Origin of the sequence: Archangium sp. (genome assembly GCF_045802675.1) — a bacterium.
In the GTDB taxonomy this organism is placed as follows: domain Bacteria; phylum Myxococcota; class Myxococcia; order Myxococcales; family Myxococcaceae; genus Archangium.
This window is the reverse complement of record NZ_JBJMQO010000022.1, coordinates 190,768-212,506: the sequence shown is the minus strand read 5'-3', so window position 1 is coordinate 212,506 and position 21,739 is coordinate 190,768. Positions and strand designations below refer to the sequence as shown.

The 21,739-nt window shown below is 69.2% G+C and carries 18 protein-coding genes; 5 read left to right on the top strand and 13 right to left on the bottom strand.

All coding sequences use genetic code 11. The features are described 5' to 3' along the window. Positions 1–17: 17 nt before the first annotated feature. The gene (gene deoD, locus ACJ8AN_RS06340; RefSeq protein ID WP_407754332.1) at positions 18–728 is read left to right on the top strand and encodes a purine-nucleoside phosphorylase; all 711 of its coding nucleotides are present in this window, start codon (positions 18–20) and stop codon (positions 726–728) included. On the opposite strand, the gene ACJ8AN_RS06335 is transcribed toward deoD, so the two are convergent. From ACJ8AN_RS06335 to ACJ8AN_RS06290, 10 genes are all read right to left on the bottom strand, one after another. After that, entirely contained in the window at positions 722–2,152 is a 1,431-nt protein-coding gene (locus ACJ8AN_RS06335; RefSeq protein ID WP_407754331.1) for a sugar transferase, read from the bottom strand. The two genes, deoD and ACJ8AN_RS06335, sit on opposite strands and share 7 nt — an antisense overlap. Positions 2,153–2,596: 444 nt before the next feature. Next, positions 2,597–3,670 carry a potassium channel family protein gene (locus ACJ8AN_RS06330; protein WP_407754357.1) on the bottom strand — a complete coding sequence of 358 codons (1,074 nt, stop codon included), beginning with the start codon at positions 3,668–3,670 and terminating at the stop codon, positions 2,597–2,599. 112 nt (positions 3,671–3,782) lie between these two features. Next, a complete protein-coding gene (locus ACJ8AN_RS06325) occupies positions 3,783–4,682 on the bottom strand; it encodes a WD40/YVTN/BNR-like repeat-containing protein (RefSeq protein WP_407754330.1) in 900 nt (299 codons plus the stop codon). 122 nt (positions 4,683–4,804) lie between these two features. Then, a complete protein-coding gene (locus ACJ8AN_RS06320) occupies positions 4,805–5,554 on the bottom strand; it encodes a hypothetical protein (RefSeq protein ID WP_407754329.1) in 750 nt (249 codons plus the stop codon). 288 nt (positions 5,555–5,842) lie between these two features. Continuing rightward, positions 5,843–7,480, bottom strand: a complete 1,638-nt coding sequence (locus tag ACJ8AN_RS06315; protein ID WP_407754328.1) for a methyl-accepting chemotaxis protein — start codon at positions 7,478–7,480, stop codon at positions 5,843–5,845. A gap of 7 nt (positions 7,481–7,487) precedes the next feature. Further along, complete coding sequence (locus ACJ8AN_RS06310) at positions 7,488–8,345, bottom strand: phosphate ABC transporter substrate-binding protein (protein ID WP_407754327.1); 858 nt, start codon at positions 8,343–8,345, stop codon at positions 7,488–7,490. A 92-nt stretch (positions 8,346–8,437) separates the two neighbouring features. After that, complete coding sequence (locus tag ACJ8AN_RS06305; protein WP_407754356.1) at positions 8,438–9,652, bottom strand: twin-arginine translocase subunit TatC; 1,215 nt, start codon at positions 9,650–9,652, stop codon at positions 8,438–8,440. A gap of 36 nt (positions 9,653–9,688) precedes the next feature. Next, positions 9,689–10,177 (bottom strand): twin-arginine translocase TatA/TatE family subunit, encoded by a 489-nt coding sequence (locus tag ACJ8AN_RS06300; RefSeq protein WP_407754326.1) that lies wholly within the window; start codon positions 10,175–10,177, stop codon positions 9,689–9,691. 86 nt (positions 10,178–10,263) lie between these two features. Beyond that, complete coding sequence (locus tag ACJ8AN_RS06295) at positions 10,264–11,538, bottom strand: MFS transporter (protein ID WP_407754325.1); 1,275 nt, start codon at positions 11,536–11,538, stop codon at positions 10,264–10,266. Between the two features lie 30 nt (positions 11,539–11,568). Beyond that, positions 11,569–13,626 (bottom strand): methyl-accepting chemotaxis protein, encoded by a 2,058-nt coding sequence (locus ACJ8AN_RS06290; protein WP_407754324.1) that lies wholly within the window; start codon positions 13,624–13,626, stop codon positions 11,569–11,571. A 150-nt stretch (positions 13,627–13,776) separates the two neighbouring features. Here ACJ8AN_RS06290 and ACJ8AN_RS06285 point away from each other — a divergent pair, with 150 nt between their 5' ends. From ACJ8AN_RS06285 to ACJ8AN_RS06275, 3 genes are all read left to right on the top strand, one after another. Beyond that, a complete protein-coding gene (locus ACJ8AN_RS06285) occupies positions 13,777–14,808 on the top strand; it encodes a histone deacetylase (RefSeq protein ID WP_407754323.1) in 1,032 nt (343 codons plus the stop codon). Between the two features lie 68 nt (positions 14,809–14,876). Beyond that, the gene (locus ACJ8AN_RS06280; RefSeq protein WP_407754322.1) at positions 14,877–15,404 is read left to right on the top strand and encodes a hypothetical protein; all 528 of its coding nucleotides are present in this window, start codon (positions 14,877–14,879) and stop codon (positions 15,402–15,404) included. A 19-nt stretch (positions 15,405–15,423) separates the two neighbouring features. Then, positions 15,424–16,101 (top strand): glutathione S-transferase family protein, encoded by a 678-nt coding sequence (locus ACJ8AN_RS06275; RefSeq protein ID WP_407754321.1) that lies wholly within the window; start codon positions 15,424–15,426, stop codon positions 16,099–16,101. A 117-nt stretch (positions 16,102–16,218) separates the two neighbouring features. Here the strand turns inward: ACJ8AN_RS06275 and ACJ8AN_RS06270 are convergent, their stop codons facing one another. After that, the gene (locus ACJ8AN_RS06270; RefSeq protein ID WP_407754320.1) at positions 16,219–17,103 is read right to left on the bottom strand and encodes a carbohydrate-binding protein; all 885 of its coding nucleotides are present in this window, start codon (positions 17,101–17,103) and stop codon (positions 16,219–16,221) included. Between the two features lie 273 nt (positions 17,104–17,376). Here ACJ8AN_RS06270 and ACJ8AN_RS06265 point away from each other — a divergent pair, with 273 nt between their 5' ends. Then, entirely contained in the window at positions 17,377–18,138 is a 762-nt protein-coding gene (locus tag ACJ8AN_RS06265) for an SDR family NAD(P)-dependent oxidoreductase (protein ID WP_407754319.1), read from the top strand. A gap of 27 nt (positions 18,139–18,165) precedes the next feature. On the opposite strand, the gene ACJ8AN_RS06260 is transcribed toward ACJ8AN_RS06265, so the two are convergent. Both ACJ8AN_RS06260 and ACJ8AN_RS06255 read right to left on the bottom strand, forming a co-directional pair. After that, the gene (locus ACJ8AN_RS06260) at positions 18,166–20,742 is read right to left on the bottom strand and encodes a penicillin-binding protein 1A (RefSeq protein WP_407754318.1); all 2,577 of its coding nucleotides are present in this window, start codon (positions 20,740–20,742) and stop codon (positions 18,166–18,168) included. Next, on the bottom strand, positions 20,739–21,701 hold the full coding sequence (locus ACJ8AN_RS06255; RefSeq protein ID WP_407754317.1) for an RluA family pseudouridine synthase: 963 nt from the start codon (positions 21,699–21,701) through the stop codon (positions 20,739–20,741). Before ACJ8AN_RS06255 ends, ACJ8AN_RS06260 begins: the two co-directional genes overlap by 4 nt. Between the last annotated feature and the right edge of the window lie 38 nt (positions 21,702–21,739).

Sequence of the window (21,739 nt, the reverse complement as noted above, 5' to 3'; positions counted from 1 at the left end):
GGCTATGCTCCGCGCCCATGCCTACTCCCCACATCTCCGCCGCGCCGGGAGACTTCGCCGACGTGGTGCTCATGCCCGGCGACCCGCTGCGTGCCCGCTACATCGCCCAGCGCTTCCTCCAGGACGCGCGCGAAGTGACGTCCGTGCGCAACATGTACGGCTTCACGGGTACCAGCCGCGGCCGCAAGGTGTCCGTCATGGGCCATGGAATGGGGGTTCCCTCCATCTCCATCTACGCCACCGAGCTCATCCAGCACTACGGTGCCCGCGTCCTCATCCGCGTGGGCAGCTGCGGCGCCCTGCGCCAGGAGGTGAAGCTGCGCGAGGTCATCATCGCGCTCGCCGCCGGCACCGACTCCAACGTCAACCGCATGCGCTTCAAGGGCCAGGACTTCCCCGCCGTGGCGGACTTCACCCTCGTGCGCCAGGCCGCCGAGGCCGCCGAGAAGCGCGGCAAGCCCATGCGCGTGGGCCCCGTCTTCACCTCGGACCTCTTCTACGCCCCGGCCGGCGAGACGTACGAGACGCACGAGCGCATGGGCATGCTCGCGGTGGAGATGGAGGTGGCGGGCCTCTACGGCGTGGCGGCCGAGCTCGGCGCCCGCGCGCTCGCCCTGCTCACCGTGTCGGACCACCTGCGCACCCACGAGCGGCTCAGCACCGAGGAGCGGCAGACCACCTTCGACGAGATGATCGAGGTGGCCCTGGACGTCGCCGCCGCTCAGTAGGCCCCGGTGCGCCGCAGCACGGCCGGCAGCGTCTTGAGGAGGATTTCCAGGTCCAGCCAGAGCGACCAGCGGTGGATGTACTCGCAGTCGAGCCGGACCACCTCCTCGAAGTCGGTGATGGAGCTGCGGCCACTGACCTGCCACAGGCCGGTGATGCCCGGCAGGGCGCCCAGCCGGCCGAAGTGGTGCTCGCGGTAGTTGGCCAGGTCCGACTCGAAGAAGGGCCTGGGCCCCACCAGCGACATCTCCCCGCGCAGCACGTTGAAGAGCTGGGGCAGCTCGTCCAGGCTCCACTTGCGCAGCACGGTGCCCACCCGGGTGACGCGTGGATCATTCGGAATCTTGAACAGGCGCGCATCGCCGCTGGTGTTGAGGTGGGCCAGCCTGGCCTTCTCCGCGTCGGCGCCCACCCGCATGGTGCGGAACTTCATCATGCGGAAGGTGCGGCCGCCCTGCCCCACGCGCTCCTGCGCGAAGAAGACGGGCCCGCGCGAGTCGAGCTTGATGGCGATGGCGATGAGCGTGAGCAGCGGGGAGATCGCCAGCAGCCCCAACCCCGCGCCCAGCATGTCCACCATGCGTTTGATCCACAGCTGCTGCGCGCGCAGCGAGGGCACCGTCAGCTCCATGAAGGACATGGAGCGGTAGGAGATGGGCGAGGGCCGCACCCAGCCGAGCCGGTCATAGCGCGATACGGCCAGCAGCCGGGCGCCAGCGGACACCACGGCCTCCATCAGCAGCTTCATCTGCACGTCGTCCACGAAGCCGCACAGCACCACGGTGTCCACGGCGTTGTGCTGCAGCACGTTCCACAGGTCGTCCACCGAGCCGAGCACCTCGGTGCCCGCGGCCTGCGCCGGAAGCTCGGGCACGCGAGGAGACAGCCACCCCACCACCTCCAGCAAGCCGAAGTGCGCCAGGCGCCCCTTCACCTTGTGGTTGGCCGGGTCGTCCGGGTCTCCGATGAGCAACACCCGGTCCGTGGGCGAGTGGAAGGCGGGGATGCGGATGAGCCGGGCGACGAGCCGGTCGAGCCCGTAGCGCGTCACCATGACGCAGATGCCCAGGCCCACCACCGCCGTGAAGTAGTGCACCAGCACGGGGGCGATGCCGCGCAGCCACAGATCGCGCCAGAGCACGAAGCCCACGGCGAGCAACACGCCGCTGAAGATGCGCCGCAGCGAGCGCCAGTCGTCTCCCGAGTGGTAGGCGCCCGCGATGATCAGGCCCACCACCAGGGCGCCCCCCATCTGCCAGCCACCGGCCGAGCCCAGCGGAGGCACGGCCCAGCGGGTGGCCACATCCAGCGGCTCGAACGATTGGCTGCTCTGCACGAGGTTGAGCGCCTGGCGGGCCAGGAGGAACGCCGACATGTCCGCGACGAGCAGCAACACCACGCGCGCGGCGGCCCTCAGGGCATGCATGAGCAGCGTGCGAGGGGCACGGCGCTGAAGGACGACCCGGGGAGGTACCAACCAGAGGGGCTTGTTGACCGCGAGGAAACGTCCCGACGCGGGGGTTGTCCCGGGGGGAGGGACAGGCGAGGCAGGGGGACTCACCCGGATATTCTGACATCCGGGTTCAACGCGCGTCCATTGCTGACGCGGAATAAAGACCCGACCTGCACGGTTGGAGCGCCCTCGTGCTCGCCTGGCCGCTACACGTCCGACGGCATATTCCGTCCGAGGTCATTCACGGCGCGCGGCCCTTCCCCGCTCCGCATGAAGAGAACCCATCGGGTCTTCCGTGCCCGGTTGCCCCATCAGGTTGCCCGACGCGCGCGCCGGCGCTGGAGGTGACTCGCGCGTCCGCCAGCGGCGCCGCTGCCCGGAGGGACTGAGCGGCAATGAGACGCGAAGCCGCGCCCCTCAGGACGCGACATCGAGGCGCGGGGAGAAGACGGGGGCCTCGGCCTCCATCGTATAGGCGCGGAGGTTGCGGTAGTCCTTGTACTCGGCCTGGAGGGTGAGCGCGTCACCGACCTCGATGCGCGTATTGCCGGCGGGGTGCAGCCACTCCTCGCGGCTCCCGGCCTTGCGCATGGACAGCGTGAGGCCTCCGAAACGGTCCCGCACCTCCGAGACCGTCATTCCCGGCAGCCCCTCGCGGGCCTCGAAGACGGACACCACCATGAGGTGCACGCCGATGCGGAACGAGTGGACGATGCGCGGGTCCAACGCGGCGAGCGCCATGGCGGGGGCGGCGAGCGACGAGCTGCTCAAGGCCTCGGCCTTGAAGGTGTCGCGCACCTTGGCGACGAGGTCGTCGTCGAAGAGGCGGATGACCACGCGGATGTCCGGGTTCATCTTCCGGGCATCCAGCGCGATGTTGAGGTTGGCCAGGTCATCATCGGTGGAGCAGACGATGGCGGCGGCCTTCTTCACGTTGGTGCGAGGCAGACACTGGGGGCTGCGGATGTCGTCGATGAGCAGCGGCACCTGCTCGTCGCGCAGCACCGACACGAAGGCGGCCTCCTCGCGCTTCTCCACCACCACCACGTCCTTGCCCAGCGCGCGCAGCTGCGTCACCACGCGGTAGCCCACGCGGCCCGCACCGCACACCACCACGTGGCCCTTCATCGTCTCGGCGATCACCTCGAACCACTCCTTGTCCTGCCGGTGCCTCGCGAAGAAGAGGTACGCGAAGCGCACGACGCCGTCGACGAGCACCGCGATGCCCACCGGCGGGATGACCATGTCCAGGAACATCAGAAAGCTGTCATCCACGTCGAGCGACGGCTGCCCATAGAGCAGGAAGTAGACGTGGCGCAGCGCCTTGCCCAGGCTCACCGGGTGCCCGTCCGGCATGACATGGCGCCAGTGGTAGAGCAGCGGCATGCAGCCGAAGAGCAGCACCGCCATGAGCACCGTCGTGCGGAAGCGACGCAGCAGCGCACCGAGGTAGCGCAGGTTCATCGCCAGACGGTGGCGGGGATTCTCCATCGCCTTCCTGCGTACCATGGTCAGGACACCTCGGCCACACACGGGCCGCGAGGCGCGAGGTCAGGTCCCGTGCCTCGTCAACGCCCGTGCCCGCCAGCCTGCCCGCTCCCGGCTACCGACCCTCCGGCACGTGGCCGTAGAGCTGACCCACGAAGTCCATGCCGAAGCCCCACTCCCGCCCGGAGATGGCGAACTTGAACAGATCGGTATCCACGTGCTTCCACGTGCGGCCACCGTCCTCGCTGTGGTGGTACCAGAGGTCCTTCCCATACTTGAACGGGTCGACGGAGCTGGTGACGACACGAACGGTGTCGCCCGAAACGGAGAAGGCATCCACCAGGTGGCGCCTGTGGGTGAGGAAAATCCACTCCGCTCCTGGCTCATCGCGACGAACGGCCAGGGCCTCACCTACGCGCCCGACGAGAATGCCACCACCGCCGGCCTTCAACTCGACGCCCTCCATGGACTCGTGCGTCCAGTGCTTGCCCTGCTCCGAGATGCGGAAGAGCCCAGCGGGCCCGAGCAGCCAGACTGTCCCGTCCGGGCCACGAGCAAGCTGCTCACTGATGCGATCCCGCTCTCCAGGGAGAGGGACACGTGTGAACGTCTGGCCACCATCCGTGCTGACATGGAGCTCGCTCCCGAGGCCCCAGATCTCCTGCTCCGACACCGCGAACAACTTCGACAGATCGGGGCCTACACCGCGCTCCTCCCAGGTTCGTCCTTCGTCGCGCGAGCGGACGAGCTTGGAAATCCGCGCGCCTCTCCGCTCCGGGTCTGGCTGAGACAGGATGCCGAACCACACGCTATCGGCATCCACCAGGGAATAGAGCCACCCTTTGGGGGAGGACCAGCGACGCGCCCCTGTGGAGCTGACGCGCCAGAGCGTGGTGCCATCTTCGGAGAAATGGCTCTTCGTGAAGAACGCCGAATGCTCCCCGACGAAGAGCTCACCCGGAATGCCACCGGGCTCGAGCCGCGGTCCCAGCGGTTTCCACGCGCTGTTGCCCATCCCGATGCCGAAATGATCTCTCAGGGCATTGTAGGCCCAGAGGTACGTCCCACCACCGAGGCACAGGAGACAGGGGCTGAAGAGGAGAATGAGGAGGAACTTGCGCATGGAGTTCTCCGCTATCAGTAGCCGCTCTGCAGCCAGCCCTGTGCCATGCGCGCCTTCATCTCGCGCTCGATCTGCTCGACCGTGGGCTGGACGTCGCGACGCATGACTTCCGAACCGGTGGCGGCGGCGATGGCGCCCATGTCCTTGGGACGAACCCTCGAGCCTGCTTCGAGGATCTGCTTCAGTCCCTCCGGAGTCAGGAGGTCCTGGAGATCTGGCGTGAGGAGGATGGTCTTCAGGTCCTGCACGGGAAGGGCGAGGAGGCCCGCCTCCAGGTAGGCATCGACATGCGTGCCGTAGGCGAACTCCTGGAACTCGCCCGGCTTACGCTCGAGGGTGGCCAAATCAGCACCACCCTTCTTTCCGCGCAGCGTCTCCATCGCGTCCTGCAACCCCTTGAGGGCCCGGTCGCGCCACGCGAGCCCCTCGGGAGACAGTTGCTCGGGGCCCAGCGCCTTGAAGCGTTGGATGTATTTGTCTCCGTACTGGAGGTAGTACGGCGGCGGCGGCATGCCGGGATTGCGCGCGACGAAGTCGAGGTGCCGCTTGCGGTAGTAGTCCATCGTCTCGGTGGGGAACCCGCGCGGCGCGTCGGCGCCCGGGGGAGAGGCGGGAGCCCGGGTGACGGTGTTGCTCTCCTGCGTGGTGGCCGTCCGGGTCGTCTGCGTGGCTCGGGAAGTCGGGGCAGCGCCCTGGGCACTGGCGAGCTCGTCCAGCGAAGAGGTTGCTCCACCGGCACGAGTGCCGGACACGGGGGTCGTCATACGTCAGCTCCTGGTTGGGGTTCGCCCAGCCCGGAGCAAGGCGCCTGCCAACGGCGCTCCCCTCTGTCACGCCCCTCCCTCGCCCCTCCGACGCATCCACAGCCGCGGACGGCCCCTCCACGTGGATGGACGGCGATCGCTCCCAGTGCTCTCCTCACGTTGGGAGTGCGTCCATGACCCGGTATCTCTTCCGATTCGGCTACTGCACTCCCAGCCAGTGGGCCGCGAACGACGCCCACGGATGGGAGGATGAATCCTCCTCGGCGTTGGCTGTGAAGAACGCCGGACCTACAGCCGGAAGCCGGAGAGGGCCTGGGTGAGCCGTGCTGTCGTACTGCGCAGCTGCTCGGCGGACTCGCGCATGGCGTCCACCGAGGCCACCGCCTTGTCCGTCGTGCGCGACAGCTCGTTCACCGCGGAGAAGATCTGCCCCACGCCCTGGTGCTGCTGCTTCACCGCCGAGGCGATGCTCCTCAACGTGATGCTCGACTCCTGCAGCAGCCGGGTCAGCTCCGCCAGGCGCTCGCCGCCCGTGCGCACCTGCTCGAGCTCCGACTGCATGCGGGCGCGACCCTGCGCGGTGATGCTCACCGTGTCGCGCATGGCGCCTCCGACGCTGCGCATCTGCTCGCGCACCGCGAACGTCGCCTTCACCGAGCGGTCCGCCAGCGAGCGGATCTCCAACGCCACCACCTGGAAGCCCCTCCCCTCCTCCCCCGCCCGCGCCGCCTCGATGCCCGCCGTGAGCGCGAGCACGTGACTCTGCTCGGCCAGGTCGCGCACCGTGTCCGTGATGGTCGACACCTTCACGTTGTACTCGGCCAGCGTCACCACGTGCTGGGCAATGGCATCGAACCGGCCGTGGATGTCCTGGATGCCCCGGAGGCTCTCGGCCAGCACCTCCATGCCCGAGCGCCCCACCTCGTCGGCACGCTCGGCCGCGCGCAGCACACCCGCCGCCTGCGTCGCCGCCAGCTCCGACGTCTGGCTGAGCTCCTGGGCCACCCCGTTCGTCTGCATCACCGCCGTCGCCTGCCGCTCGATGGTGCGCCCCTGCTCGTCCGCCGCCGTGGCCAGCCGCTCCACCGCCTCGGCCATCTCCTGGCCCGCCTGGCGTGCCGCCAGCATCAGCTCGCGCAGCTGCGACACCATCTGCCCCAGGATCCGTGACAGCTGGCTGATTTCGTCCTCGCCGGGAGTGGCGAGCTGGAGGGACAGGTCCCCCTGCTCCACCCGCCGGGCCGCCACCATCAAGGCCCGCAGGGGCCGGGTGATGGAGCGTCCCACCGCGACGAGCAACACGAGCAGGAAGAACCCGACCCCCACTCCCCCCGCCACCAGGCCCCACCGGGTGCGCCACAGCGTGCGCGCCACCTCGGACTCCAGCTCGCTGGAGCGCAGGCGCAGGCCGTTGGCCGCCGCTTCGAGCAGCTCGGCCAGCCGCTCATAGCGGCGCGTATGCGCGCCCTCCAGGAAGTCCGCGAGGGCCCGGGGCCGCTCGGCCGCGGGGGCCGCGAAGACGCGCTCACGCACCGCCCGGGCATAGCCACTCCAGGCCGCGCGCGCGTCCTCCACGTACAGCCGGGCGTCCGGAGCATCCGTCACCGCCAGCGCCCGAGCGAAGCGCGCGTCCACGCCCGCGGCGATCTCCTCCCAATGCGCGCGCAACTGCCGCGCCCCGTCCTCGCTGGTGGGTGCGAGCATCAGGTGCAGCACCGCGCGAGCGGCATGCAGCTCCCCCAGCAGCCCCTGGACGGTGTCATACGTCTCCGCCTGCTGCTTGAGCAGCCGGTGCACGGAGCCGCCGACCTGGAAGTGGTCCAGCGTGTACACCTGCACCGCATGGCTCGCCACGAACAGGACGAGGCTGACGGCGATGAGGAGCGAGAGCTTGTCGCGGACCCTCAGGCGGCGCAGGAAGGACATGGAACGCTCAGTGGGCCTCGCGAACGGGGATGAAGGAGCGCGCGACGAGCGCCTGGCCCTCGGGCGACATCACGTAGTCGAAGAAGTCTTTCAGCGGCCCCTCGGGCACGCCCCGGGTCGCCAGCACCAGCGGCCGGGACAGCGGGTAGTCCGCGGTGCGGACCGCCTCGGGACCGGGCGCCACGCCATCCAGCGGAACCATGCGCACGCCGTCGGCGGTGAACGCCAGCGTCGCCCACGACACCGCATTGGGATGCGAGGCCACGTAGGCCAGGCACTCGCGCGGGTGTGTGAAGGCATGCGTGGGCGCGAAGGGGGCGCCCTCCATCACCGCGTCCCGGAAGAAGTCCGTCGTGCCCGAGCTGGTGGACAGGTTCACCGTCACGGGCTCCACGGGCGCATCCGCTCCTCCCACGTCCTTCCAGTTCTTCACCTGGCCGGTGAAGAGCGCCTTGAGCTGGGCCCGGCTGAGGGCCGGGACGGGATTGTCCGGGTGGACGTACACCGCGATCGCGGCATACCCGATGATGACGTAATAGGGGTGCTGGGCCTTCTCCGCGCTCTTGAGCGAGCGCGCCAGGCCGCCCAGCTCGGCACGCCCCGCCATGAGGAGCTTGAAGCCCTCCGAAGAGCCGACGTAGTGCTTCACCTCGACGGGCGGCCCGCCTCGACGCACGAAGCCCTCGCTGAGCGGCGGCAGGACGGTGTCGCTGATGCTGCCGGAGCCCGCGTAGGCCAGGGGCGCCTCGTTGGCGGGCTTCTGGCAACCGGGCCCGACCCCGAGCAGCAGCACCATCGCGAGCACCCACGCGCGGCCACTCACGCCACTGCGGGCCCACGGAGTCTGGGCAGAGGAGACGGACAAGACGGCGGAGGAGTGTACCGGATGCGCACCGCACCGGGTGCGCACCGGGAGTGGGGGCGGAAGGCCTCCTGCCCGAGGGGAGGAGGGTCCGCTCAGGCGCCCGTCGTCGGGGTGATGCCCGTCTGCTGGGCTTCCTGCTTCGCCCGCCGGCGCTCGATCATCCACACCGCGAGCACGCCCATCTCGTAGCAGAGCAGCATGGGGCCGGCCATGAGCGACAGGTTCACCACGTCACCCGTGGGCGTGATGACGGCCGCGAGAATCAGGCACACCACGAACGCGTGCCGCTGGTACTTCATCAGCCAGCTCGCCTTCACCACGCCGACGATGCCCAGCAGCGCCATCACCAGCGGCAGCTCGAAGATGATGCCGAACGACAGGATGAGCAGCAGCACGAGCGAGAGCTGCTCGTCCATCGTCAGCATGGGCTTCGTCCACGCATGGGCCGCGTAGCGCGCCTTGCCCAGCGCCAGCTCCTTCTGCAGCCGCCACAACCCCGCCAGCTCCTCGGCATGCGTGGGGGCCACGCCGGCCAGCAGGCTCGCCGACTCGTCCATGGCCTTGGCCGAGCCCACGAAGTCTTCCTTCGCGTACGCCTCCAGCGCCTCCAGCCGCTTCTCCAACGACTGCCGCAGCACGGTGCGCGCCGGCGTACCGAAACCCTCCCCCGCCGCGTCCACCAGGCGCCCCAGCCCAGCCAGCCGGGCCTCCAGCTCCAGGCTCTCGGACGGCGGACGCGTGGCCTCCGGCATCTGCCCCTCGCCCTCGGCCTTCAGCCCCGCGCTCGCCTCCTGCGCCAGCTTCCCCGCGCGCTCCGCCTCTCCGATGCTCAGGAAGCGCAGCGCCTCGTCGGCCCGCAGCCGCCCCACGTCCAGCCGCTGCGAGATGGCCAGGCTCTCCTCCTCGTTGAGGAGGAACTTGAACATGGAAGGCAGCACCGCGAGGTAGCAGAAGAGCGCGCCGAGGATGAACGCCAGCGAGCCCATCACCACGAAGGGCGAGGCGTAGCGGCGCTCCTCCGGGTAGAGCCCCGGCGACACGAAGCCCCAGATCTGCCAGAGGATGACGGGCGTCGTCAGGAAGATGCCGCAGTAGACGCCCACCTTCATCAGGACGTTGATCTCCTCGATGCCCGAGGTGTAGACGAGCGCGCGTCCGTCGGCGGGCAGCGCGTCCAGCACCGGCTTCATCAGGAGGCCGAAGATGGGCCGGGCGAACACCAGCGACACGGCGCCCAGCACGAACACCGCGGCCACGCACTTGATCAGGCGGGAGCGGAGCTCCGTCAGGTGCTCCGCCAGACTCATCCGGAAATCGTTTTCCACTGTGGGGAATCTCGAGGGCTAGGCGCCACTCTTGGGGGTGGGAGCGTTGCGAGCCACCGTGCCCGGAATGGGCTCCAGGCGGGGGAGCGCCTCGGCCTCCGCGGCCAGGGCTGGGGACGGCTCGGAAGCAGAAGGCGCGGCCACCTCGGCCCCCGGCACGGCGGCGGGCACGGCCTGGGCCTCGGCGGGGGCGGCCGGCGTCACGGGCGGGGCCGCGGGCACCGGGGACGGGAGCGCGGCGGGAATCGGGCCGGGCACCTTGGGACGCGGCTCGTCCAGGATGTCCTGGTCCATCTTGTAGAACTCCCGCTCCACCACCGTGCGGACCTCGTCCGTCTGCCGGCGGAAATCCCGCACGAACTTCCCGATGGTCCGCGCGAACTCGGGCAGCCGCTTGGGCCCGAGCACGAGCAGCGCCGCTATCAGGATGAAGACCAGTTCGCCTGCGCCGATGTTGAACATGAGCGGATTGCTCCAGAAGAACGCCTGGGGGTTATCGCGCCCCATGCGGCGGGGTGCAACCCGATTGGTCCGCCCCTCGTTCGCCTGCCCACCCTGGCGGGGCAAATGGCCCCACGCCCGCCCCGGTGCGCTCAGGAACGGGGCGCGCCGCCCCCGGGACTCACGGCGACGGCGGGCACCGCGGCCATGGGCACCACGAGCGCCTGGTCGCGTGCCTGGAGGCGGCGCTCGACGAGGAAGAACATCACCGGCAGTGTGAGCGAGGCCAGCACGGACACGCCCACCACGTGGGGAATGCCGCCGAGCAACCCGCCCGGCAGGCTCGTCAGCAGCGCCGAGGACAGCAGCGAGCCGGCCGAGGCCCCCAGGTGTTGCACGGCGGACTGGAAGGACTGGAAGCGCGCGCGGATGGCCGGCTCCGGCACCCGGGAGGTGAGCGTGCTGTAGGCCACGTTGCGCACGCCGTTGGACATGAAGAAGAACGCGAAGATGGCCACCAGGGGCACACCTGCCGGCAGCTGGATGAAGGTCACGTAGAGCGTGGCGATGAAGAACGCCACGCCCACCGAGCCCACCCGAAACGAGCCCAGCCGGTCCACCGCCCTGCCCGCCATGCGCAGCGTCACGAAGCTCACCACGCCGCCCACGAGGTAGATGTGGTTGAGCGTCTGGGGCGGGTAGCCGAGGTTGTGCTGCACGTAGACGGGGAGGTTCACGATGATGACGAAGCCCGCCATGTTGGTCAGGAACGTCATCGTGTAGGAGAGCAGCACGTCTCCGCGGATGAAGAGGTCCCGCGCGCTCACGACGGGGCCGCGCTGGCGCTCCAGGTGGCCGCGGATGGGGGGCAGGTAGAAGATGGCGCCGGCCACCACCAGGACGCCCAGGACGGACACGGCCAGGAACGGCATGCGCCAGTTGCCCCACTGGGCCAGCATCAGCGCCAGGGGGATGCCCAGCACCGACGCCACCGAGAAGGCGCCCATCACCGCGCCCATGGCCCGCCCGCGCCGCTCCACCGGGATGAGGTCCGCGATGATGGACATGGACAGCGAGGTGGCCGGACCGCCGAACAGGCCCGCCACCGCGCGCGCCATCAACAGCGAGGTGAGGCCCGTGGCGAACCCGCCCGCCGCGGTGCCCGCCACCAGTCCCAGCATGGCCACCGCCAGGGCCTTGCGCCGGTCGAACCGGTCCAGGAAGTAGCTGCCCGCCACCCCCGCCACGCACGCGGGCAGCGTGTACCCGGAGGCGATGACACCCATGTGACTGGGGGCGATGCCCAGGCCCGCCGCGAAGTGCGGGCCCAGCGGCGTCACCATGATGAAGTCGAGGACGTTGATGAACTGGACCGCGCCGATCAGGAAGACGACGGCGCGCTCGGATACGACACGCGGGGAGGACATGGGCGTCCCTCCACTGAGGCAACCTGCGGGCTACACCTTGAAACGCCGGATCTCGGCGCGGAGCACTTCGGACTGGCGCTGCAGGCTGTCGATGGCCTCTTCCAACGCCTTCACCGAGCGCGTCTGGTGGTCCGCCACGCCCTTGATGGCCTCCACCGCCTTGAGCACCTGCTCGCTGCCCTTGGTCTGCTCCTTCTGGGCGCGGTTGAGGTGGGTGACCATCTCGTTGATGTTCTCGATGGAGCGGGTGATCTGCTTGCTGCCGTGCGCCTGCTCCTGGCTGCTGCGCTGCACGTGCGCGGTGATGGCCTTCATCCGCTCGGCGCTGTTCATGATCTGCTCGCCGCCCTTGGCCTGCTCGTTGGAGGCCTTGGAGATCATCTGCACCGTCTCGGCGATGCGGCCGATGGCCTGAGTCACCTGCCTGCTGCTGCGCGCCTGCTCCACCGTGGCCCGGGCAATGGCCTTCACCATCTGCGTGGACTTCTGTGCGCTGTCATTGATTTTGCGCAGGGTGCCCTCGGCCTCGCGGCCCAGCTGCACGCCCTCGTCCACGTTGCGCACGCCCTGGTTCATCACCTGCACCGCGTTGCGGCTCTCCTCCTGCACGCTGCTGATGAGGTCGGCGATCTCCTTGGTGGACTTGCCGGTGCGGTCGGCCAGGTCCTTGATTTCGTCCGCCACCACCGCGAAGCCCTTGCCGTGCTCGCCCGACTGCGCGGCGATGATGGCGGCGTTGAGCGCCAGCAGGTTCGTCTGCTCGGCCACGTCGTCGATGACGTTGAGGATGTTGCCGATTTCGGAGATGCGCCGGCCCAGGCTGTCGATGACACCGGAGGCGCCGCGGGTGGACTCCTTGATGCGGTCCATGCCCTGCATCGTCTTGCGCAGGGCCTCCACGCCCGTCTTGGCGTCCTCGGACACCTGCTCGGACAGGCGCGCCGTCTCGTTGGCGTTGGCCTCCACCTGCCCGATGGAGCTGTCCATCTGGCTGATGGAGCTGCTCGTCTCCTCGGTGGAGTCGCGCAGCTCGTCGATGTTCTTGGCCACTTCCTTGATGGAGAACGTCATCTCCTCGATGGCGCTCGTCGTCTCCTCCACGCTGGCGGCCATGGCCTGGACGTTCTCGGCCACCTCGTCGTTGGTGGCGGCCATCTCCATGATGGAGGAGCTGCTCTCCTCGGCACTCTGGTAGAGCACCTCGACGTTCTCCGCGATGCCGCGCAGAGAAGCGAGCATCTGCTCCATGGAGGAGGACGTCTCCTCCACGCGCCCCTGCGTGGTGGCGGCGCCCGAGGACACCGTGGTGCCCGCGCGCGAGAGCTGCTCGATGACGCCGGACACCACCTCGGACACGCCGCGCACCTGGCCGAGCGTCTTGCGCAGCGACTGGCCGATGCCGTCGAGCGCCTCGGCCAGCTGGGACAGCTCCCCGCCGGCATCCACCGAGACGCGGCTGGTGAGGTCACCCTCGGCCATCCGGCGCGCCACCACCATCATCCGGTCCAACGGCCGGAGGATGAGCCGGTGGGTGACGACGTAGATGACGAACACCACGAGCGCCAGACCGACGACGAGCGCCGTGGCCAGCAGCAGGGTGAGCTTGCCGAGGATGTCGCGCAGCGGGGCGAAGTTCACCACCACCACCACCCGGCACCCGTCGGCGCCGCACTGCGGCCCCGGGGCCGGCTCGGACAGGAGCCGGTCTCCGTTGGGCAGCTCGAGGCTGGACGGGGCGCCCGGCCGGAAGAGCACGCCGAGCCACTCGGAGAGGCGCTCGGGCTGCTCACCGCCCTCCAGCAGCACGTTGCCCTTGTTGGCGAAGATGGCGGCGTACGTGAAGTCCTTGTCCGACTGGGACAGCCCACCGATGGCGCGCATGGCCGCGGTGTCCGCGTCCGGCCGGGTGAGGAGACTCGCGAGCTCCTGCGTCTTCGCGCGCCCATGGTCCACGAGCCGCGACTCCAGGTAGCTCGAGACCATCCAGGAGATGGAGATGTGGAGGGCCCCCAGGAGGAACGCCAGGGCCGCGGTGAACGTGAGGATCAGGGTCACCCGGAGACCGGGTTTTTTCAGGCGTCGGAGCAAAGCCGCCCGACTGTAGGAAGTTTGACCCTTGAAGGGCAAGAAACCGGCGGTCCGCCCCGGGGAGGACCGCATCAGTCCCCCGCCTGGAGAGAGAGAGGGCGGGCGTCCTGGCTCCGTTGACGCCATACTGGTTGGGTGGGAGCCCGCGCCATGACCTCGACGCTGCTGCTGACCGACCCGCTCTTCCTCCGGCACGACCCGGGTCCCGAGCACCCCGAGAGCCCGGAGCGGTTGACGCGCATCCTGAAGCTGCTGGAGCACGAGCCCATCTCGGGGACCGAGCGGCGGGCCCCCCGGCCGGCCACCGAGGAAGAGCTCGCCGCGGTGCACACGCCGCGGCTGCGCGAGTACCTGCGGGGGCTGCGCGGGCGCACCGAGGTCATCGACCCGGACACCCTCACCTCCCCGGACAGCTACGACGCGGCGGTGCTGGCGGCGGGGGCATCGGTGCAGGCGGTGGAGGAGGTGCTGGCGGGGCGGGCACGCAATGCCTTCGCGCTGGTGAGGCCGCCGGGGCACCACGCCGAGCCGGACCGGGCCATGGGCTTCTGCCTCTTCAACAACGTGGCCATCGCCGCGGAGGCCGCGCGCCGCCAGGGCGCCGAGCGGGTGCTCATTTTCGACTGGGACGTGCACCACGGCAACGGCACGCAGGCGGCCTTCTGGCAGCGGCGCGACGTGCTGTACATGTCGGTGCACCAGTATCCCTATTACCCGGACACGGGCGCGTCCTTCGAGGTGGGCGAGGGCCCGGGCGCCGGCTACACCCTCAACTGCGGCATGCCCGGGGGCGGGACGGACGCGGACTATGGGGCCTTCTTCCAGGACCTCTTCCTCCCGGTGGCCGAGGCCTACGCGCCGGACCTGGTACTGGTGTCCGCGGGCTTCGACGCGCACCGCGCGGATCCGCTCGCCGACATGGCGCTCACCGAGCGCGGCTTCGCGGCCATGAGCACGGCGCTCAAGGCCCTGGCGGAGAGCGTGTGCGGGGGACGGCTGGTGATGATGCTCGAGGGAGGCTACGCGCTGGAGGCGCTCTCCCAGTCGGTGCACGCCTGCGTGGAGGTGATGGCCGAGGACATGAAGGACAGCTTCCCGGAGGGGGTCTCACGGGAGGCGGCGGCGGCGCTCCAGCGCAGCCGCGAGGCGCTCGAGCCCTACTGGCGCGTGCTGGGCCGGTGAGGCGAAGCCGAGTAGAGAGACCCGGACGACTTTCACAGGTGGTGGGGTGAGACGTGGATTCTGAAGCCGTGGAGAAACTGAAGGGCGCGGGCCTGAAGGTGGAGCAGCCCGAGCTGCTGCGGGTGGCCATCCAGCGCGACGAGAACAAGAAGGTGGTGAACCCGCGCGACGACGTGGCGGTGATGGGCAACGAGGGGCTGGTGCTGGTGAAGCTCAAGCCCATCGCGCAGCTGTTCACGGGCTCGGCGGTGCCGCCGGACCTGTCGCGCACGCCCCCGCCGCAATACCAGCCCTTCTTCCTGCTGCTGGAGTCGACGGCGGCCAACTACTGCGCGGCCACCGGCAAGCCCGAGACGGACGACGAGCTCGAGCGGCTCTACCGCCAGCTGCGCCGCCGGCCGGATGGCGAGGACAAGCACCCGCTCTTCGCGTACCTGCGCGGCGCGGCGCGGCTGTACATGTCGCTGCGGGACGTGAGCCAGGCCGAGCTCGAGGCGGTGCTCAACCGGCTGAGCCAGTCGGCCAAGTGGCATTCCTCGCACGTGGGCAGTACCAACTACTACCGCGAGGTCCTCCAGGGGTTGTTCGGGGCCTGAGCGCGAAAGGAACCCGCCGATGATCGACCTGTACACGTGGAACACGCCCAACGGCTACAAGGTGTCCGTCACGCTGGAGGAGCTGGGGATGCCCTACACGGTGCATCCCATCGACATCAGCAAGGGCGAGCAGAAGCAGCCCGGGTTCCTGAAAATCAATCCCAACGGGCGCATCCCGGCCATCGTGGACCGCGAGGAGGGAGACTTCGCGGTGTTCGAGTCGGGCGCCATCATGCTCTACCTCGCGGAGAAGGCGGGGAAGCTGCTGCCCACGGACAGGAAGGGCCGCTCGCGGGTGACGCAGTGGCTGATGTTCCAGATGGCCGGCGTGGGCCCCATGCAGGGGCAGGCCAACGTCTTCTTCCGCTACTTCCCGGAGAAGCTCCAGCCCGCCATCGACCGCTACCAGAACGAGACGCGGCGGCTGTACACGGTGCTCGACACACGGCTGGGCGAGAGCGAGTACCTCGCGGGTGAGTACAGCATCGCGGATATCGCGAACTGGGCGTGGGTGCGCATCCACGGGTGGGCGGGCGTGTCCATCGACGGGCTGCCGAACCTGCAACGGTGGCTGGCGGCCATCGAGCAGCGGCCCGCGGCACAGAAGGGCATCACCGTGCCGCAGCCGTCGAACATCCACTCGTCCGCCGCCCAGGACCAGGCCATCAAGTCGGCGCAGACCATGCTGCAGCGGTAGGCGCCCCACGGCGGCAAGGGGCCTCCTGCCCGGCGCGTTTTCCCGCAACTGGTCCGATGGTCGTACCAGTCCGTGAAAAGTGCGGCCGGAGCGCGGCGGGCCTGGGTGCTCCCGGCGCTATTCGATCTCCCGCACGCTCAACCACTTGAAGTCGACGTCGGTGGCTCCGTCCCAGCGGAAGATGGCGATGGGACCTCCCCAGGTGATGGGCATGGCGTCCACCGAGCCTCCGCAAGAGGAGGCATCCCCGCCCCAGTCGCCGGTATCGGTCAGCTCGTAGACCCGCTCCCACGACACGCCGTCCGCCTGCGTGTCGAGCCACAGCTCCAGATGCACGGCCGTCGCGCCCTCGGGGGTGGTGACGTTGTGCATGATGGCCTTGAAGCCCACCCACCGGCCGCGCAGCGCCGACGTCGCCTGCGCATACGGCGAGCCCACGTAGCTCACGTGCCAGGACTCCTTCTGCCAGCGCACCCGGCCGTCGTAGTGGAGCGCGCCGTGGTAGGCGGTGCCCTCGCAGGGCCGCGAGTCCGTGTGCTCGCCGCCCCGGGCCTGCCACGAGAGGTTCTCGTCCCGCTTTCCTCCCGAGTTCACCCGCACGTACCCCGTCAGCTCCACGTTCCTCCAGTCGTTGGGCGCCTGCATGTAGCCACTGCTCGCGAGCGCATCCTGCGTGTAAGTGCCGATGGCCGCGGCGCTGTAGCCCGTCGACGTGTAGACCTGCATCCGCACCTGCTTCTGCCGCACCTTCCACGAGCCATCCGCGTTGCGCGTGAGCGTCGTCTGCGGCTCGAAACGTGGGTCCACCCGTGGATCCGCCGCCAGCGTCCATGTCTCGCCGCCCGCCTTCGTCGGGTAGAGCATCGTCACGCCGAACGCGTCCGTGCCCACTCCCAGCGAAGCCGATGCACGCGTGTCCACGTCCCGCGCGAACGCCGAGCCCCCCACCACCGCGAGCGCGAGCACGAGCCCCACCCGCCCCTTCCCCGGACTCCCCACCATGTCCCCCTCCCCTTCCTCCAGTCCAAGCCCCGGCGGAAAACACCCGTTCCCCGGGAACACCGCCTGGGACTCCCGGACAGGGGAACGCTCGGAACGCGTCACCCGGCCGGGACCGTAAGCTCGGTTCGCATCCGCCTCCGGACACCCTGCCCTCCAGGAGAATGGCGCTGTCCGCGGCGCGACTCCCGGGCCACTTGCCGCACCGCGTCGCTTTCCCTCCCCTCTCCGGCGCTTCCGTGGCAGGAAGGGCGCGGACACCTGGAGGACGCACACATGGCGGAGATGAGCTATCGGACGGCGCTGGTGACGGGAGCCTCGAGCGGCCTCGGACGAGGCATGGCGCTCTGGTTCGCCCGCAGGGGCGTCAAGGTGTACGCCGCGGCCCGGCGCCGGGAGAACCTGGAGGCGCTCGCCAACGAGGCCCGCGCGGCCGGTGCCCACATCGAGCCCGTGGAGCTCGACGTCGCCGACGCCGACGCCACCGTCGCCCGCATCCGCGAGCTGGATGCCGCCTGCGAGGGGTTGGATCTCGTCATCGCCAACGCCGGCTTCGGCAAGGAGTCGTCGGCCAGGCGGCTCAATTGGGAGACGGTGAAGCAGACCCTCGACGTCAACGTCACCGGGGCCGCCGCCACGCTGAGCGCGGTGCTACCGAAGATGGTGGAGCGCCAGCGCGGGCACCTGGTGGGCGTGGCGAGCCTCGCCGCCTTCCGGGGGCTGCCGCGCCAGGCGGCCTACTCCGCGTCCAAGGCCTTCCTCTCCACCTTCATGGAGAGCCTGCGCGTGGACCTGCGGGGCACGGGCGTGCACGTCACCTGCCTCTACCCCGGCTTCGTGAAGAGCGAGATGACGGCGCAGAACAAGTTCAACATGCCCTTCCTCCTGGAGACGGAGGAGGCGGTGGAGCTGATGGGCCGGGCCATCCAGCGCGGGGAAGCCCAGTACCTCTTCCCCTGGCAACTGGCGCGCGTCATGGGCCTGGTGAAGCTGCTGCCCAACGCCCTCTTCGACGCCACCGCGCGCAAGCTGCGCTGACACACGGTGGCGTCCGGGGGTGCTCCGCTACGGCGCCCCCATGAGGAACTCCTGCGCGCCCACGGAGCCCTTCTCCGGGGCCACCTCATCCGGCTGCGTGCCCTTCTTGAACCAGACGTTGACGGCGTCCTTCGTGCCCGACGAGGCGATCTTCCCCGTCTTCTTGTCCACGCGCCGCAGCACCACGTTGTCCGCCAGCCACTGGGGCGGCCAGAACTCGGACTGGGGACGCGCCGCCAGCGCCGGCTTCATGTAGTTGAGCCAGATGGGCAGCGACGCACGGCCACCCGTCTCGTAGCGGCCCAGCGGGTGCTCGTTCTTGTCGTAGCCCACCCACGTCACCGTCACCAGGTCACGGGTGAAGCCGGCGAACCACGTGTCGAACGAGTCGTTCGTGGTGCCCGTCTTGCCCGCCGCCGGCTTGCCCAGCTTCTGCGCCGGGGCGCCCGTGCCCTCCTGCACCACGCCGCGCAAGAGCGAGGTGAGGATGAAGCCCGTCTCGGGGCTCATCACCTGCTCGCCCGGCTCGAAGAGGCGCGCGTAGCCCGCGGCCACCCGGTCCTGCAGCGGCGCCCACGCGTCGTCGTACGCCGTGTGGTCCTCCAGCGTGCGGCCGAAGCGGTCTTCAATCTTGCGCACGAAGTACGTGGGCTTCTTGCGGCCCAGGCGGTTGAAGGTGGAGTACACGTTGGCCAGGTCGTACGGGTACACGCACGAGGAGCCCAGGGCCGCGGAGAAGTCCATGTTCATGGGCGTGTTGAGGCCCAGGCGCTTGGACCACTCGAACATGTTCTTCACCCCCACCGCCGCGAACGTCTTCACCGCGGGGATGTTCATCGAGTTCACCAGCGCCGTGCGCAGCAGCACGTCACCCTTGAACTCCTCGCTGTAGTTGTCCGGCTTCCAGCTCACGCCGCTCTCGGGGTCATGCTCCACGATGGGCGAGTCCACGATGATGGTGGCGCCCGTCCACCCCAGCTGCTCCAGCGCCGCCGAGTACACCAGCGGCTTGAAGGAGCTGCCCGGCTGACGGCAGGCCTGGAAGGCGCGGTTGAACTCGTTGGCGTCGAAGTCGTAACCGCCCACCATCGCCGTGAGGTACTGGCGGTGCGGATCAATGGACACCAGGGCGCTCTGGAGCTCCGGGTCCTGCTCGAGCCGGAAGAGCGGCACGTTCTCGGGAACCTCCTTGTCCATCTTCCGGTCGAACTGGACGTTGTCGTCCGTGAGGTCCTTCTTCGCCACGTGGCGCAGCACGAGCACGTCGCCCACGTTGAGCACCTTCCTGGCGGAGGTGAGCATCAGCCCCGGGTAGTAGCCCTCGGGGTTGACCTTGCGCGCCCAGCGCATGCCGAGCAGCGGCAAGAGGCCCTTGTGCGGACCCACCTGCACCTCGGCGCCCTCGGCCTCCACCTTCGTCACCAGGCCCACGTACAGCTTGCCCTCGGCGAGCTGCTCATCGCCCATGACCTTGCGGGACTTCTCCACGAAGGCCTTGCGCTCCGGCTCCGTGGCCAGCTGCAGCACCGGCCCGCGGAAGCCCTGGCGCTTGTCGATGGCCAGCAGGCCCTCGAGCACCGAGTCCTGCGCGGCGCGCTGGCGCTCGCTGTCCATGGTGGCGAAGATCTTCAGGCCGTCGTTGAGCAGCACCTTGTTGGTGTAGCGCTCCACCACGTCGCGGCGCACCTGCTCGGAGAAGAAGGGCGCGAACTCGTGGAACACGTCCTCCACCGGGTACACGTGCACTTCTTCCGCGTCGGCCTGCTTGCGCTCGGCCTCGGAAATCATGCCCTCGTCGCGCATGCGGCGCAGCACGTACGAGCGGCGCTTCTTCGCCGCGTCCGGGCGCAGGAAGGGCGAGAAGCGGCTGGGCGCCTGGGGCAGGCCGGCGATGAGCGCCATCTCCCCCAGCGTCAAATCCCTCACGTCCTTGCGGTAGTAGTTCTCCGCCGCGCTCTGCACGCCGTAGCTGTGGTGCCCGAGGAAGACGTTGTTGAGGTAGAGGTAGAGGATCTCCTCCTTCGTCAGCGCCTCCTCCAGCCGGCGGGCCAGAATCGCCTCGCGGATTTTGCGCGTGAGGTTCTTCGCGGTGGCGCTCTCGTAGCCCTCGGCGGCGATGAGCACGGCCTTCGCCGTCTGCTGCGTGAGGGTGGAGCCACCCTGCGTGCTGCCGCCCAGGCCCAGCTTCTTGCTGATGGTCTTGAAGGCCGCGCGCGCGGTGCCCAGCACGTCCACGCCGTGGTGGTCGAAGAAGCTCGAGTCCTCGCTGGCGATGAAGGCCTGGACGAGGCGCTTGGGAATCCGCTCGTAGGGCACCACCTTGCGGCGGTGGTGGTAGAACTCGCCGGCCAGCACCGCGTCGTCCGTGTACACCTCGGTGACGATGGGCGGCCAGTACTGGTCCACCTTGGGGATGTCCGGCAGCCCCTGGGAGAAGTGGTAGTAGATGCCCACGGCCACCAACGCCGCGGCGGTAGCACCCGTGAGGCTGACCCACGCGCCAAGCTTCAGCAGCAGCACCCACCAGGGGCGCTTGGGAGGGACGCCGTCGAGCACCAGCTTCGACTGGGAGCGATCGGTCTTCTCGTTGGAATTCGGACTCATGAGGGTTCCAGCGCGGCGCGCTTCAACACGTCCTTCAACTCCGGGGGCAGCTTCGCCTCTACCGCCACCGTGCCCCCGTGAGCCGGGTGGGGAAATTCAATGAACTCGGCGTGCAGGAACAGCCGCTTGAGGCCCCAGCGCGCCCGCACGTCCCGATTGAAAGCGAAGTCACCGTACTTCTTGTCTCCCGCCACCGGATGTCCGAGGGCGGCCAGATGCCTTCTTATCTGATGAGTGCGTCCGGTCTCGATGACGCAGGAGAGGAGGGCTGCCTCGCCCGACTGCTTGATGACCTTCCATCGCGTCACGGCCTCCTGCATGTTCACCCCACGGCGAGCCTTGGACTCGGCCGTCTGCTGGTGCTCGGCGAGCGGGAGGTTAATGACCCCCGAGTCCCTCGGCATCTTCCCTTTGACCAGTGTCAGATACCTCTTGCGGGGATGTCCGTTGGTGAAGAGTTCCGTGAAGTGGACCATCGTCGGCCGACGCTTGGCCACGAGGATGACGCCGCTCGTCTCCCTGTCGAGCCGGTGAGCGGGGCTGGCGGCGAAGTCGTTTCTCACCGCCTTGGGGCCCAGGTGGGCGCGGACGTAGTCCACCAGGGTGCCCCCCGTAATCCCGCTGCCGGTGTGGACGGCCATCCCACTGGGCTTGTCCACGGCCATCATCCAGTCGTCCTCCAGGAGGATGACCAGCTCGCTGGGGTCCACGGGCGGGGGGGGTGGGGGTTTACGCTCCTCGGGGGCGGGGGCGAGGAGCTGGTCCTCCGTCCCCCGGATGGAAATGGTGTCCCCGGCAGCCAGGGGCTGCTCGGGTTGGGCGCGCTTGCCGTTCACCCGCACCTTCTTCACGCGAATCATCTTGAAGAGGTGCGAGGTGGGCACGTTCGCGAGCTTCTTGCGGAGGAACTTGTCCAACCGCATGCCCGCGCTGTCTTCCTCGATTCGGAACTCGATCATTTGACTGGCGCTCGGACCTCACCACACCGATAAATTCG